At 43.6% G+C, this 15,480-nt stretch carries 14 protein-coding genes and 1 tRNA gene; 11 read left to right on the forward strand and 4 right to left on the reverse strand.

Features of this window, described 5'->3' with window-relative positions; all coding sequences use genetic code 11:
* Window positions 1-74 precede the first annotated feature (74 nt).
* On the reverse strand, window positions 75-1,109 hold the full coding sequence (queA, locus tag ACTNE6_RS12120) for a tRNA preQ1(34) S-adenosylmethionine ribosyltransferase-isomerase QueA (RefSeq protein ID WP_442496902.1): 1,035 nt from the start codon (window positions 1,107-1,109) through the stop codon (window positions 75-77).
* A 264-nt stretch (window positions 1,110-1,373) separates the two neighbouring features.
* Here queA and ACTNE6_RS12125 point away from each other — a divergent pair.
* From ACTNE6_RS12125 to ACTNE6_RS12135, 3 genes are all read left to right on the forward strand, one after another.
* Window positions 1,374-1,460, forward strand: a tRNA-Leu gene (locus tag ACTNE6_RS12125).
* 816 nt (window positions 1,461-2,276) lie between these two features.
* The gene (locus ACTNE6_RS12130) at window positions 2,277-2,915 is read left to right on the forward strand and encodes an IS110 family transposase (protein WP_442496903.1); all 639 of its coding nucleotides are present in this window, start codon (window positions 2,277-2,279) and stop codon (window positions 2,913-2,915) included.
* Window positions 2,903-3,235: a transposase gene (locus ACTNE6_RS12135; RefSeq protein WP_442496904.1), complete on the forward strand. Its 333-nt coding sequence runs from the start codon at window positions 2,903-2,905 to the stop codon at window positions 3,233-3,235. The genes ACTNE6_RS12130 and ACTNE6_RS12135 overlap by 13 nt, the downstream gene beginning before the upstream one ends.
* Window positions 3,236-3,699: 464 nt before the next feature.
* Here ACTNE6_RS12135 and ACTNE6_RS12140 read toward each other — a convergent pair whose 3' ends face one another.
* Window positions 3,700-4,185 carry a hypothetical protein gene (locus tag ACTNE6_RS12140; RefSeq protein ID WP_442496905.1) on the reverse strand — a complete coding sequence of 162 codons (486 nt, stop codon included), beginning with the start codon at window positions 4,183-4,185 and terminating at the stop codon, window positions 3,700-3,702.
* An 80-nt stretch (window positions 4,186-4,265) separates the two neighbouring features.
* Window positions 4,266-4,433, reverse strand: a complete 168-nt coding sequence (locus ACTNE6_RS12145; RefSeq protein ID WP_194972239.1) for a hypothetical protein — start codon at window positions 4,431-4,433, stop codon at window positions 4,266-4,268.
* A gap of 420 nt (window positions 4,434-4,853) precedes the next feature.
* On the opposite strand from ACTNE6_RS12145, the gene ACTNE6_RS12150 reads away from it, so the two are divergent.
* Window positions 4,854-5,534 carry a helix-turn-helix domain-containing protein gene (locus ACTNE6_RS12150; protein ID WP_442496906.1) on the forward strand — a complete coding sequence of 227 codons (681 nt, stop codon included), beginning with the start codon at window positions 4,854-4,856 and terminating at the stop codon, window positions 5,532-5,534.
* Window positions 5,535-5,690: 156 nt separating this feature from the next.
* Here the strand turns inward: ACTNE6_RS12150 and ACTNE6_RS12155 are convergent, their stop codons facing one another.
* On the reverse strand, window positions 5,691-7,010 hold the full coding sequence (locus tag ACTNE6_RS12155) for a UDP-glucose dehydrogenase family protein (protein WP_442496907.1): 1,320 nt from the start codon (window positions 7,008-7,010) through the stop codon (window positions 5,691-5,693).
* 743 nt (window positions 7,011-7,753) lie between these two features.
* Between ACTNE6_RS12155 and wecA the strand changes: the two genes are divergently transcribed.
* The 7 genes from wecA to ACTNE6_RS12190 all read left to right on the forward strand — a co-directional run bounded on the left by wecA (window position 7,754) and on the right by ACTNE6_RS12190 (window position 15,480).
* Complete coding sequence (wecA, locus tag ACTNE6_RS12160) at window positions 7,754-8,836, forward strand: UDP-N-acetylglucosamine--undecaprenyl-phosphate N-acetylglucosaminephosphotransferase (protein WP_442496908.1); 1,083 nt, start codon at window positions 7,754-7,756, stop codon at window positions 8,834-8,836.
* Between the two features lie 51 nt (window positions 8,837-8,887).
* Window positions 8,888-10,168, forward strand: coding sequence for a Vi polysaccharide biosynthesis UDP-N-acetylglucosamine C-6 dehydrogenase TviB (gene tviB, locus ACTNE6_RS12165; RefSeq protein WP_442496909.1), 1,281 nt, complete (start codon window positions 8,888-8,890; stop codon window positions 10,166-10,168).
* Between the two features lie 88 nt (window positions 10,169-10,256).
* Window positions 10,257-10,505, forward strand: a complete 249-nt coding sequence (locus ACTNE6_RS12170) for a hypothetical protein (RefSeq protein ID WP_442496910.1) — start codon at window positions 10,257-10,259, stop codon at window positions 10,503-10,505.
* 4 nt (window positions 10,506-10,509) lie between these two features.
* Complete coding sequence (locus ACTNE6_RS12175; protein WP_442496911.1) at window positions 10,510-11,577, forward strand: NAD-dependent epimerase/dehydratase family protein; 1,068 nt, start codon at window positions 10,510-10,512, stop codon at window positions 11,575-11,577.
* A gap of 307 nt (window positions 11,578-11,884) precedes the next feature.
* On the forward strand, window positions 11,885-12,925 hold the full coding sequence (locus ACTNE6_RS12180; RefSeq protein ID WP_442496912.1) for an acyltransferase family protein: 1,041 nt from the start codon (window positions 11,885-11,887) through the stop codon (window positions 12,923-12,925).
* A 1-nt stretch (window position 12,926) separates the two neighbouring features.
* On the forward strand, window positions 12,927-14,069 hold the full coding sequence (locus tag ACTNE6_RS12185; RefSeq protein WP_442496913.1) for a glycosyltransferase family 4 protein: 1,143 nt from the start codon (window positions 12,927-12,929) through the stop codon (window positions 14,067-14,069).
* Window positions 14,053-15,480, forward strand: coding sequence for a lipopolysaccharide biosynthesis protein (locus ACTNE6_RS12190; protein ID WP_442496914.1), 1,428 nt, complete (start codon window positions 14,053-14,055; stop codon window positions 15,478-15,480). The genes ACTNE6_RS12185 and ACTNE6_RS12190 overlap by 17 nt, the downstream gene beginning before the upstream one ends.

Below are 15,480 nucleotides of genomic sequence, written 5' to 3' on the forward strand. Positions count from 1 at the left end.
TTGCGGGTATTCGCACTGTGCGGATTTATCCGCATCTACACCGAAAAATCATCTGCCCACTTACGGAGGATAGCTTATACACGTTCCTTAACCTCCCCTAGAAACATCGCATCCCCGTAACTGAAAAACCGGTATGACTGATCGATGGCATGCCGATAAGCCTGCATAATAGACTCATAACCGGCAAAAGCGGACACCAGCATCAGCAGCGTCGATTCAGGCAGATGAAAATTGGTCAGCATCGCATCGACGGACTTGAACTGATAGCCCGGCGTAATAAACAGATCCGTATCGCCGAAACCGGCTTCAAGCCGGCCGCTTCGGGACGCCGATTCCAAAGCCCTGACCGCTGTCGTGCCGATGGCGATGACCCTGCCGCCCCGCTCCCGAGTCTGACGCACCGCATCGACAGTATCTGAAGCCACGGAGAAAAACTCCTTGTGCATCAAATGCTCCGACAAGTCCTCCACCCTGACCGGCTGAAACGTACCGCTGCCGACATGCAAGGTCACAAAAGCCGTTTGCGCGCCTTTTGTCTTGATCCTATCCATCATAGCCTGATCAAAATGCAGGCCTGCCGTAGGCGCCGCGACCGCGCCCGCCTCTCTGGCAAAAACCGTCTGATAGCGGGTCAGATCGGATTCGTCATCGGCGCGCGTAATATAAGGCGGCAGCGGCATATGGCCGATTTGTTCCAGCAATTCGAATAAATTCGCCTCCGGAAATTCCAGTTGAAACAAATCGCCTTCCCGGCCCAGCACAAGGCAACGATGGCCTTCATCCAATTCGATCACCGCTCCCGCTTTCGGCGATTTGCTGGCCCGAACATGGGCAATGGCATGATGGGCATCGAGAATGCGCTCGACAAGAACCTCGACTTTACCGCCGGTTTGCTTCCTGCCAAACAGCCGCGCCGGGATAACCTTGGTATCGTTGAAGACCAGCAGATCACGCTCGCCGATCAAATCAATAAAATCGGCAAACTGCCTATCGGCTATCCAGCCTGACTCCCTGTCCATGCATAAAAGACGGCTGGCGCTGCGGTCAGGCAAGGGTTTTTGGGCGATCAGATGTTCGGGTAAATAGTAATTAAAGTCACTTTTCTTCATGGCGCGCGATGTTATCAGTTTTGAGCTGACGAATATACTTAAAAAACTGATGTTATGCAGTTGTAGGATCGAATTTACTTGTGTCCCTTGTGGGGTATTCGACCAAGGCAAACGCCTGCGTGTACCGGCCTCTGTAGTGCGAATAAATTCTCACCTATAGCGCACTAAAACAGCACATAAATCGATGCGTACGTAACATCAGGTAAAAAATTAAAAAATAAACTGGACAAGACTAAAAAAGCTTATCTATAATATGAGCTCTTTGCCGGGGTGGCGAAACTGGTAGACGCGTTGGATTCAAAATCCAATTGGGGTGACTCAGTGTCGGTTCGATTCCGACCCTCGGTACCAAATTTAGGTTCCGTGCAGTGCAAAGAACTACAAAAACCCGCAAGCTGTAAGGCTTAGCGGGTTTTTTATTGTCCAACGAAATACAATAAATACAGTAACACTCGACAATTTTTGCAGCAACTCCAAAGCGGCAAAAAAGTTACTGCATGGCAAGACAACTACTCACCAACACCGCACTGTGCAACGCCAAGCAGAAGCCAAAGACAAGCAGCTTAATGACGGCGGCGGACTGCATCAACTCATCAAACCCAATGGCGTTAAATACTGTCGATTTGATCATATGGGTAAGGCGAGAAATAACTTCCTAACTGATGTTACGCAGTAAGTTGAATTCAAATCGGTTTAGGGCGAGTTACTTGCTTTTAACAGCCTGTGTAGGCTGGGTTGGAGCTTTAGCGGAAACCCGGCAGGGGCGGCCGAAACGCCGGATTTAGTAGTCTAGCCTACCCCGCTGCCTTGCCAAAATCAAGGCGAAATCCACGGTAGGGTACGCATCGCGTACCTTTCCGGACTTGTGGCGTGCCGAAAAGCCCTGGACAGGTACGCGATGCGTACCCTTATATCTCGATTTTACCCAATTAGGGATAAAATCCCCGGCTGATCACCGGGCGGGAAGCGGAGAAGCCGGGCGTACCCTGAGGCTTCGAGCCTGCTGCGTAGATTTCGCTCTCCGTTTCCCTCATCCGCCTCATAAGTTCGTACGGTATGCGTAGGCCCCCGTTTCGCCGGGAGAGCCTGTATGATCTAAGGCTGAACCAGGCGTATGCCTTAAAATTGATCTTATTGATTTTATATAGTTTTTTGGAGTGTTTAAAGATGTCCCAAGTGACGGTTGGTGTGGATATTGCCAAGCATAAATTCGATGTTGCCCGCCTGGAGAACGGCAAATACAAGCATAAAAAATTCGACAACACGCCGGAAGGTTTTGCCGCTTTGATCGTCTGGCTGACGACGTTCGGCGGCGTCAAGCCCTCGGTTTGCATGGAAGCGACTGGCGCCTACAGCATCCCTCTGGCCGAATGCCTGGCCCAATCAGGCTATCCGGTGGCTGTCGTCAATCCTGCCAGAATCAAGGGATTCGCCAAGAGCGAATTGAGCCGAATCAAGACCGACAAGGCTGACGCCAAGCTGATCGCCCGGTATGCCCAGGAAAAGAAACCGCCTTTGTGGACGCCGCCACCTGCCAATATCCGCGAACTGCAAGCCTTATTACGCCGGATCGAAGACCTGCTGGAATGCAGCAAATGGAGAAAAACAGACTGGATACGGCTGACCCCACGATTGCCGAATCCATCAGAGCCGTCTTGGCACATCTGGAGCAGGCGCTTAAAACCACACGCGAACGCGTTCAACGTCTTATCGATCAAGACCCTGATCTCAGGCACCGGCGCGCTTTGCTGGAAACGATTCCTGGCATCGGCGAAGCCTCCTCTGCCCACCTCATGGTCGCTTTGAGCGATCACTACGGCTTCACCACCGCCAAGCAAGCTGTCGCCTTTGCTGGACTCAATCCCGCCTTGAACGAATCCGGCAAGTGGAAAGGCAAAACCCGCATTTCCAAGATGGGTGATCCGATGTTGCGCGCGAAGCTATACATGCCCGCCGTGGTCGCGGGAAGACACAATCCCGTCATCCGCCTTTTCCGCGAACGCTTGGCTGCACGCGGCAAGAATGGCATGGCCATCGCCTGTGCTTCAATGCGCAAACTCGTCCATATCGCCTTTGCCATCCTGAAATCGAATAAACCTTTCGACCCCAATTTTGCGCTTGCATAATGGGCAACAAGACGGTATCTACGAAGATAGGGAAACGCCAAATGCGGGGCTTATGAACTCAGCCTGCGTGGGAACCGATACCGAGCTTTGAGAGCAGCACGTCGTATCCAAGCTCAGTATGCGTTCCCACACAGGAGCGCGGGAACGAGGAAACCTCCGCTAAAAGCCGCGGTGCTCGGCGCGGCAAACCGGACGAAACCACCTTTGCGTAATGTCAGACAGGACAATGACGAAGCAAGCAACTACCCAATTGTTTGACTTTTTTGGAAGGCAGCTTAACCGACTAAAGAAATCCCACTTACGAGATACACACCCACCAGACCAGAATCCATGACGCACGAGAAACAGCAATGGATTATTAGATTGCAAAGCTCAGCCTTGCATTTTTCCGACTATGAAAATATAAAGCATGGTTAAGAATTTGGCTTTGCGCAGGCCCAATCGGGTACCGGGAGACACAGGCATTAAAACAGCAGCATGTATACAGCTAATGCCCCTGCTGCTAAAGGCGCGACGAACTCGAATGCAAGCTTAAAAAAAGCAATTGGCCCGTACCAGTCGCTCAGCCATTGAGCTCTAGCGCTGCTTTGGTGAAGCTCTTCGCATTCCGCCCAATCTTCGTATAACCCTTCTTGAGACTCTCGCATTAGCTTGGCGAGATAATCTTTGCAATCTTTCCGCCAAATGAAGAACTCAGCCAAACCATACCCGATGAAGACCAAGAAGAAGTATGCAACGACGACTGCCGTCAAGGCTAAAAATGAATATTGTACCGACAGAACAAAGTCGATTCCGAGTACATTAAGTTTTTGGAGAGCCATATTATCAATAGCTCCGATGACAATGCCGACTGCACTTGCAATCAGCAGGTTACGGCGTTTTTTGGGTGCGACTTTACTCAAAGAACCGTTAAGCAATTCGGTGAAGAAAGAGTCTGATATACCCAGCATCTAAAACAATACATATAAATAATTCATAAGGATTATAAGACAATAAAAAATGCCTTACAAACAAAATTAATATTCTTTATTTATTTATAAAAATTGATAAAAACTACATACCAGACAGCAATAATACAGAAACGGCACCACCCCATCCCCAGCCCTCCAAAGCAAGCCCAAGCAGAAAACAATTTCAAAAGCAACAGACCACGTTCATCTCGCATTTTTGCAATTTTATCAATTTTTTCCAACACCATTTATATTTCCAACCCCTACAAGGAAGAAATTTTACATAGTCAAGAACAAATTGCCGTTTTGCGATACAAGTCAATTTAAATCAACGGACAATGTACTAACATTGCTTACCTTAAGATTCAATTAATACTCTAAAACTACTATATATTTCGAGCACTCACATTGCGTGCAATATATGCAATATCAAAATTGAATCGGCGAAATAAGCAATATAACGTATATGCAATCCAATGCCATTTTTATAAAATCTAGCAAATATACCATAAGAATATAATCTGCTAGCTCATGCAGTCTGGCACTAAAAACAACCAATTACCGTGAGTGCAAAGATTTTTCTTGCTTAATATAGAAATCAACGACAATCCCTACTACCTCAATACTTAGTAGACGACTATTTTTAAGCATTTAAATTTGATCCGTTTATGAAAAAACAATTCGACTCCAGCAAAAAACAACTTAATTTTAACGCAAGCCTTGAAAGCGACGCCTATTATAATACGCGCGAGGTTGCTGAAATGCTGGGATTGTCATTAGGCACCGTGCAGAAAATGGTTGAGAGAGGGGTGCTGCAAGCCTGGAAAACCGCAGGCGGCCATCGCCGGATTCTTGGCAGCTCCATCGAAGACTTTCTGAAAACCCACCAACAGCAACCCAATACCTTCTTTGATCAATCCAAGAACCTATCCGTCCTTCTCATAGAAGATAATTCGTCCTTACAAAAGCATTATGAACAATCCGTTGCGGAATCGAATATGCCCATCGATCTCTCCTTTGTTAATGATGGATTATCCGCATTTGTTGAAATCGCCAAACACTCTCCTGACATTCTAATCACTGATCTGTGTATATCTGGAGTAGACGGTTTAGAAATGATAAATACCATTAGAAAGGATCCTTGGTTCGACACGATGGACATCATTGTAGTCACCACATTAAACAAGACCGATATCGACAACAAAGGCCACTTACCCAAAGACGTGACAGTATTTTACAAACCAATGCCCTTTAACACACTCTATGGATATGTAAGCGCCAAGCTGGCATTACTGCAAAGGGTTAACCAGCCCCCTCTTTGCCGACTTGGCGAGTACACGTCTATTTAAGACAACCTCAAGCCTTGCCATTAGTCAACTACCGCTCCGGCAGCATTCTCGGCATTAAAATGATGAGCACTCCTCATAAGCCCGCCAGCATGAAAGCGCTCAGCGGGCAATAAGTCATGAGCTTGTCGCAAATAAATACATCAAAAAATCACGGGATCATCGGCCGATGGCGTAATATTGCAAGCCGCTGCGCCGGACCAGATGCGGCTCGTACATGTTACGTCCGTCGAAAATGACTTTATCCTGCAGCTGCTGGCTTAAAAAATCAAAGTCCGGGCTGCGGAACTGCTTCCATTCCGTCACAATCACCAGCGCATCGGCCTGTTTCAGCACCTCCTTGGGCGAATCGCAATAGCTCAATCCCTGCCTGTCGCCATAAATGCGCCGCGCTTCGTCCATCGCTTCCGGATCGTACGCCTGAATGGTGGCGCCGGCCTCCAGCAAGGCTTCCAGCACGACCCGGCTAGGAGCATCGCGCATGTCGTCGGTATTGGGCTTGAATGACAAGCCCCACAGGGCGAAGGTCTTGCCGCTTAAAGCGCCTTGATAGTGCTGATTGATCTTATCGAACAGCCGGTGCTTCTGGCGGTTGTTGACGTTCTCCACGGCATTGAGCAGTTCCGCCTGATAGCCGCATTCTTTGGCCGTCCGCTCCAGCGCCTTGACGTCTTTCGGGAAGCAGGAGCCGCCATAGCCGCAGCCGGGATAGATAAAGCTGTAGCCTATGCGCGTGTCGGAGCCTATCCCCTGCCGGACATGCTCGATATCGGCGCCCAGCTGTTCGGCCAGATTGGCCAGTTCGTTCATAAAGCTGATTTTGGTCGCCAGCATGGCGTTGGCCGCGTATTTGGTCAGTTCCGCCGAGCGGATGTCCATGGTAATGACGCGCTCGTAGCTGCGGTTGAACGGCGCATACAGGGCCCGAAGCAGTTCGGCGGTCCGGGGATTGTCTGTGCCGATGACGATACGGTCGGGCTTCATGAAGTCGCTCAAGGCATCGCCTTCTTTCAGAAATTCGGGATTGGACACGACATCGAACTCCAGGTCCAGGCCGCGATTGTCCAGGATTTTCTGCATCGTCGCCTTGACCTTGTCGGCCGTGCCGACCGGTACGGTCGATTTGTCGACAATGACCCGGTAGCCGTCCATATGCTCGGCAATGTTGCGCGCGACCGCCAGCACGTACTGCAGGTCGGCCGAACCGTCTTCATCGGGCGGCGTGCCGACCGCGATGAACTGAAACAGGCCGTGTTCCACGGCTTCCTTGACATCGGAGGTAAACCGCAGCCGCCCCTCGGCCTGGTTTTCGCGGACCATGGCTTCCAGCCCGGGCTCATAAATCGGGATGATGCCTTGTTTGAGTTTTTCTATTTTGGTGACATCGACATCCATGCAGACGACGTCATTGCCGACTTCCGCCAGACAGGTTCCGGTCACCAGCCCTACATAACCGCTGCCGAAGATAGTAATTTTCATGATTTTTTACCCTTGATGATTAAAATTTTATTTTCCTGCCGACTGGATGCCAATAATACTTTGTTGGTTCAGTTATTATATAAGAGCCCCAAAACAGGCTATATGAATTCAGTTTTTAACCGGCATCACCGATCAAGATAAAATTCAACACAAAACTGGATTTAGAAAACGCAGCATATCTGAATGCTCGCAATATGCGCTTACTTCATAAAATAGCGACAACTAATAAAAACATCCCATTAGCCATCTTCACCCTAATATTTCATCTTCGCCCCAAAGGAGCAACAATCTTAAATGAAAGATGATTATCAAGTATCAACTGATTTTAGGGTTTAGAAGCCTTTGATTGAAAAGATTTTTGTTCCTTACCTTAGAACAGAAGCCCACTGCAACCAGCCAATCTATTGAATTATCCACTGTTTTTTTTGCATTATCAATTTATTAAGCTATATTTATTATATATATTAATTTTCAACAAAAATTGACAAAAATGCCATATTTACTGTTTAATACTAGGAAGTCACACATTTCAAACCCTCTTAGAACATCCCTATTGGATATCCATTGAAATGCCTACGAGCATAGGCATGTGCAAGTGAGCGTGTGAAAGCAAATTCATATAAAAATATGACTTAAAGGATCCCTTAAGAAGAAAATTACAATCTGCTTCTGCAGCAATAACAGTAAAATTTCTCTTCTGAATTGGAACATATCGATTTTAGTAAAGCTAGGAAATAGCCTAAGTGTTTAATACTCATTTATTTTGGTATAGCGTAACTTTATGTTTTTTCATGACGTTATTAGCCATCATAGTGCTTAAGCCTATTGCCGCCAAAGTGGGGCTAACCGACCAGCCAAATTCTCGAAAAAAACATCAAGGAGAGATTCCGCTAATCGGCGGATTAACAATCTACCTCAGCGTCTTCTCAATGCAGAATCTGATCGGGCAGGCAAACACAGCTTATCTTGCAGCGGCAGGACTGATTATTTTATGTGGTCTTGCAGATGATTTCAAAAACATAAGCTTTAAAATCCGGTTAGTTATAGAAATTATAGCTTCATTGATTATGATCAAATGGGCCGGCTATGAAATTACCAGCCTGGATAATTTATTCGGTTTCGGCGAAATCCAATTAGGCGCGTTCTCGACCGTATTTACAGTCTTTGCAGTGGTCGGCGGAATCAATGCGTTTAACATGATTGACGGCATAGATGGCTTGGCGGGCAGTATGGCTTTGCTGATTTTTGTTATTTTTGCCATACTGGAAGCGCTATTTCCTTCCAGCAATATCAGCATACCCCTTTTATTAATCATCCCTTCCGTTCTTGCTTTTTTACTTTTTAACCTGCGCATATTCGGCAAGAAAAAAGCATCTGTATTTCTAGGCGATGCAGGGAGCATGTTGCTTGGCTTCACCATTTGCTGGCTGATTATTTCTGCCTCACAAGGCCAGGAAAGAATCATTTCGCCCGTTACAGCTTTATGGGTTATCGCGATTCCTGTTCTTGATACTGTCTGCATCATGCTCAGGCGCTTCTTTGAAGGCAAATCCGTATTCGACGCTGACCGCAATCATATTCACCATATCTTGATCGATGCCGGCTTCGGGGTCAATCAAACACTCGTCATTATACTGTTCTTTTCAGCCACATTGACGACCTTTGGTCTAGCAGCAGACATTTTGTTCAATATACCGGCTTGGTTCATGTTTTACCTCTTTATCAGCCTTTTTATCACCTATTATCTGGCGGTAATTTTTTCTTCAAGAGTCATGAAGGGCTCCAGGCATTTAGAGGAAAACACACTCAAAGAGGCTAATTTTTAAGCATCAAAAAGCCTTTATAGAATTATTCAGAAAAATAAACCGAGTATTTAAATGAAAAAAGACTTAAATCACTCCGTAATTGGAGTCATTGGCCTGGGATATGTCGGCCTGCCACTGGCTGTCGAGTTTGGCCGCCACTATCCTACTGTGGGTTTTGATATCAACGAAAAACGCATTGAAGAACTCCAGGCGGGCGAAGATCGGACTCTCGAGGTTTCCGATGATGAACTCAAGCTAGCTGTCAAATTGCGCTATACTGCAAAATTGGAAACACTTCGGGAATGCAATACTTTTATTGTCACCGTACCCACGCCCGTAGACAAACACAACCGGCCTGACCTCACGCCGCTTATCAAAGCCAGCGAGACGCTCGGCAAAGTCATCAAGAAAAACGATGTAGTGATTTACGAATCAACCGTCTATCCCGGCGCTACCGAAGAAGACTGTATCCCGGTCATTGAAAAAATTTCCGGCCTTAAATTCAATGTCGACTTCTTTGCCGGCTACAGCCCCGAACGCATCAATCCCGGCGACAAAGAGCATCGCTTCACCACCATCAAAAAAGTCACTTCAGGCTCCACGCCGGAAATAGCCGACTATGTCGATGCGCTCTATGCCAGCGTCGTGACTGCCGGCACGCATAAGGCGTCCAGCATCAAAGTGGCGGAAGCCGCCAAAGTCATCGAGAATACCCAGCGCGACGTCAATATCGCACTCATCAACGAGCTGGCCCTCATATTCAACCGCATGGGCATTAATACCGAAGAAGTATTAAAAGCAGCCGGCAGCAAATGGAACTTCCTGCCTTTCCGGCCCGGCCTGGTAGGCGGACACTGTATTGGCGTCGATCCTTACTATCTGACACACAAAGCACAGGAACTCGGCTACCATGCCGAAGTCATCCTGTCCGGCCGGCGCATCAATGACGGCATGGGCGCTTACGTGGCCGACCAGGTTGCGCGGCTTATGACGCAAAAGCGCATTCATGTTGTCGATGCCAGAATCCTGGTAATGGGTCTGACCTTTAAGGAAAACTGCCCTGACCTGCGCAATACCAAAGTCGTGGACATCATCAACGAATTCAAAGCGCTCAATGCTCAAGTGGATGTTTATGACCCCTGGATAGACGCCGCCGAAGCGCAGCACGAATATGGAATAACACCTGTTAGCGAATTGACTAAAGGCCACTATGACGCAATCGTCCTGGCGGTATCGCACAAACAGTTTGTTGAAATGGGTGTGGAAAAAATTCGTACATTAGGTAAATCGAATTCCATATTGTTCGACGTGAAATATCTCTTTCCTGCAAATCAAGTGGATGGAAGACTTTAGTCGAGGGAGTTTAGAAGTAATGCTCCTAATTGACTAATGAGCAGACTCCATCCCAACTTGCCTTTCAGCTAACAGGAAGCAAGCTTGTGTGCAGTTGTTTAGTTTAAGACTAGACGGCTCCACATGGGGCGATGCCCGACCGTTAGCTAAATTGATCGACAGAACTGGATGTGATGCAACCAACCAATATAGCTATCCGTTCTTTACGGATGCTTTGAAGAATAAGTACCTTCCTCTATCCTTTAGGTTTTGCAAAGAAAAAGAAAAGAAAACTAGCAAACCTGCTGAATCTTCAAAAATCGCAAAAATTGAATATCCTATAAAACTAATTAAATAATTAAATGATCGCGCCATCAAACAACCAATACGAAAAACTTCAAACAGACCTCATCGCCAATCCCCACACTTGGCTCATTACTGGTGTAGCGGGCTTCATCGGCAGCAACCTGCTCGAAGCGCTACTCAAACTCAATCAGAGAGTCGTTGGGTTAGATAACTTTGCCACAGGGTATCAACGCAACCTAGACGAAGTACAATCACTGGTTACACCAGAACAGTGGGCTAACTTCCACTTCATCCAAGGCGATATCCGCAACCTAGAAGAGTGCCAGCGCGCCATGGTGTGGCGTGAAGGGACAGCCGTCGAATATGTCCTCCACCAAGCTGCCTTGGGCTCCGTACCGCGCTCAATTGAGAATCCCATTCATGCCAACGACAACAACATTTCCGGTTTCTTGAACATTCTGGTGGCCGCGCGGGATGCTAAAGTAAAACGCCTTGTCTATGCTGCATCCAGTTCTACCTATGGTGATCACCCAGGTTTACCCAAAGTTGAGGATAACATAGGCAACCCACTTTCACCTTATGCAGTTACCAAGCTAGTCAATGAGCTGTATGCCCAGGTTTTTGCCCGGAATTATGAATTCAAGACCATCGGGCTGAGATATTTCAATGTATTTGGACCAAGACAAGATCCAAACGGCGCGTATGCAGCCGTTATACCTAAATGGGTCGAGGCCATGATTACCAATAAACCGGTCTATATTAATGGCGACGGAGAAACAAGCCGAGACTTTTGTTATATAGATAATACCGTTCAAGTCAATATTATGGCTGCTGTCGCCGGTGATGAGTCTGCTGATCAGGTCTACAACGTAGCTGTTGGTGATCGGACCACGCTTAACGATTTGTTCGAATTAATAAGAGCGGGCCTGGAAAACGAGTATTCGCATTTGAAGAATTTCAAACCCATCTATCAAGATTTTCGTGCAGGAGATATAAGGCATTCGCTTGCTGATATATCCAAAGCTAAAAATCTGTTGGGCTATTGCCCTAGCCATTGTATTAAAGCTGGGATTAAGGAAGCGCTTAAATGGTATGTTAATGATATTGCTGATAGAAAACTATAAATAAATCAATTAAATCTATCCAAATTGTAATCTGGTCAAAAATACTAAAGACACATAGCCAAGTTTTTCACAATCTCATGCAATTAAATGAGACTTTATAGTGGACGATATCTATATGCCCCAATTCAGATATTTATACACTTAAATTTTAAAAGTACAGAAACGAATAACTTATGCACCGAAACATAATATTTATCGGGCAATTAAAGGATGACAGATCAATATATTGAAAATATTTATAGTAAATTACTAAACAAATAGAAGCATCTTAGGCCGGTTAATTGAAATTTTTAAGAGTAGATAATGTATGTTTGCAATAGTAGATTTATGGCGATCTATTGCTGTGTTCTTGGTTGTCCTAGCACACACTTTAACTTGGTGGGGCAATCCTGTTTTCTTTAAATTTATAAAACCAAGTTTATTGGGCTTGACAGGTGTTGCAATATTTTTTGTATTAACCAGTTATGTCTTAATGTTTTCACTAGATCGTTTAAAAAAAACAAGTAATAAATTATATATTGACTTTATAACAAGACGATTTTTTCGTATTTATCCTTTAGCAATTATAGCGGTGATATTGTATTACCATTTTAATATACCTTCTTACTTTGAAAATGGAACAGATTTTCTTCCAGCATATGTATCCGTAAGTGGTTTAATCCAAAATATATTGTTAATTCAAAACTTCACAGTTGAAAAAGATATTTTAGGACCATTGTGGAGTTTACCTTATGAATTTCAAATGTATTTATTGTTACCTATAATTTTCACTTATATTGGAAATACAGATTCAAAATGGCGAGGTATTTTTTTGTTTTTCATATTGTGTCTTAGTTTTTTTGTCGCCACTGACAAAATGGATACTATAAATAAACTGTTCAGTTACTTTGAAATTCCTGCTTATACCAAATGGGGGCTTTGTTTTATTCCAGGAGTAATGGCATATTACGCTCAAAAAGAATTCAGCGGTAAAAAACTAAACTTTGCTTATATATGGCCTATTTTAGGATTAATTTTATTTTCAAGGATATTGAATTATAATTTTTTTATTCAAATTTTAAGTGCAATTTTAGTTGGCTTTACACTGGTTATCATCAAAGACGACTTTAATCCTTATTTAAAGAAAATGTGTTCGACAATATCAAAATACTCATATGGTATCTATTTGTCACACATGTTGGCTATTTATTTGGGATTTGAACTTTTTGGTAAATCATTAATAGGATGGATGGTGTTCCTAATGAGCCTATTTATTTTACCAGTGCTTTGCTTTCATTTAATAGAAAAACCTTTTATGGATTATGGAAAACGTTTGTGCCTAAAAAAATATACTAGAGCTGGCGTGTAAAATGAAAATTGGGTTTATCTGCAATGAATTTCCGCCAGGAAAATGTGGCGGCATAGGTGTTTTCACAAGTGAACTAGCTGAAAATTTAGTCAAAAATAATTGTCATGTAGTAGTAATTGGTATTTATGGAGACCTGGAAAACGATCAATGCACGACCGAGCATAATGGTTTGTTGACTGTATATAAATTGGCATCAGATAAAGGAAAATTTGCGACATATAGAAATAGAATTCGCATATTTCACTTAGTTAAAAAATTGGCTGATCAGGGTGATATACAGCTAATTGAATTACCTGATTTTGAAGGTTGGGCTGCTGGCTGGCCAAAACTAAAAATTCCGGTAATAGTTCGGCTGCACGGATCCTTGACTTATTTTGCTGCAGAAATGAGCGAGAAAGTTTCTGTTATAACTCGATTATTGGAGAAACTCTCTTTAAATCGAGCAAATACTATTGTTTCAGTTAGTGAATATACTGCAAATAAAACTAAACGCTTATTTTCTATAAAGAAAAATATATCTGTTATTTATAATACAGTTATCTTGCCGCATGAAAGTCGCTGTAAAAAAAACTATGAGCCAACGTACACGATAACCTATAGCGGTTCCTTAGTAAAAAAGAAAGGAGTATTCTCTCTAGCCGAAGCGTGGCCGCTGGTCAAAAAACAATACCCTCAAGCAAAATTAATCATGATCGGCAAGGATGTATTGTATCAAGGTGAATCGGCCCAAAAAATAATCAAAAGGCTGGCGGGCGACAATACTGATTCGATTAGTTTTACTGGACATCTCAGTAAAACAGAAATGGAAAACATGCTGGCTAATTCAGACCTAGCTATCTATCCATCCTACTCAGAAGCATTTGCCCTAGCTCCAATGGAAGCAATGGCTTTAGGAGTTCCTACAATTTATTCATCTTGTGCAAGTGGGCCTGAGTTAATTGCAGATAAGGAAGGCTATCTCTGTGATCCTAATAACATACATGATATCAGCCAAAAAATATGTCAGTTATTAGTAAATGAGAAATTACGCAAACAATTAGGTGCTGATGGGCGGAAAAGAGTTTTACAAAACTTTTCAAACACTGACATTTTTAATAAAAATATTGAACTATATAAAAAGTTAATAAATGAGCAAGAAAATTAATCATGGTGCGGTATGGTCAATTGGATCTCAATTTGTTAATTATTCGTTGTCATTAGTTTTTACCGCGATCCTAGCCCGCTTGGTTTTACCTGAGCATTACGGCCTGTTTAACATGGTTTCCACAGTAACCGCTTTTTTTATGATTTTCGCTGACGGAGGTTTGGCTTGGTCGATTATTCAGAAAAAAGAAATTAGTGACGCAGCTGTATCAAATTTATTTTGGATTAATGCTGGCTTAGGCGGTTTGATGGCACTTATGTGCCTATTAATTGCTCCTCTGTTAGCAAATTTTTATGGCTATGATGAGTTAGCTAATCTAACTGCCATAATGAGTATAAATTTTATTCTCACTGGTTTGACTGTACCTGGAACTGCGTGGTTAAAAAGGCAATTAAAATTACGTGAAATTGCGGTGATTAATATTCTTGCATTGCTGGCAGCAGGCGTAGGCGGCGTATATGCAGCCTATGCAGGTTTTGGGTATTGGTCTTTGGCTGTCCAAACCTTGATTAAGGGAATTATTACACTCTTAGGGACACTTGCTATAGCCAAAATGCCATTACAATTCTATTGTAGCAAAACACCAACTATGGACATGGTTAAATTCAGCGGCGGCTTGCTAGGTTTTGGAGCTGTTAATTATTTTTCCAGAAATTTGGACAGTATTTTAATTGCTAAAACCTTAGGAGCTGAAGAGCTGGCTTTTTATGAGAAAGCCTATTTCATAATGACTCTTCCTAGTATGTTAACAACTGGCGCATTGACAGGTTTAATGGTTTCTGTATTAGCAAAGCATCAAGACAATACAGTTTTGTTCCACCTTTACTATAAGAGAGCTTTACGTTTAATTGCATTATTCTGTTTTTCCATAGCTGGATATTTTCTAGTTTTTCCTCAAGATATTATATTATTACTATATGGGAATCGCTGGAATAATGCTATTCCTCTTCTACAAATTCTCTCGATAGCAGGTATAACGCAACCTTTGTACAACACTATGGGTTGGTTATTTACCGCCAAAGGTAAGAGTAAGCCAATGTTCTACTGGGGTATCATTTCGGCTATTATTTTAAGTGCCGGTTTCTTTATTGGTGTTAAATGGGGATCTGTAGGTGTCGCCTGGAGTTATTCTTTAGTTATGGGTATTATTTTAAGTTTTTCGGCATTAGCATTTGCGCATTATATTGCTGGCATTTCATTGTTAAAAACGATCATTTTTTTAACGCCTGTAACCATTATATCTATTCTATCTTTAACTCTGACTTGGTGGTTATCTATTAATTATTTATCTGATTTTGGGTTATTGCTAAATATCTTTGTTCGTATTAGCTTAATTATAATAAGTACATTATTGTTATTAATAACGTTTTATCGAACCAACGTTATTGGCTTAATAAAAATATCAGAATAA

Source organism: Methylobacter sp. sgz302048, from assembly GCF_052162025.1.
In the GTDB taxonomy this organism is placed as follows: Bacteria; Pseudomonadota; Gammaproteobacteria; order Methylococcales; family Methylomonadaceae; genus Methylobacter.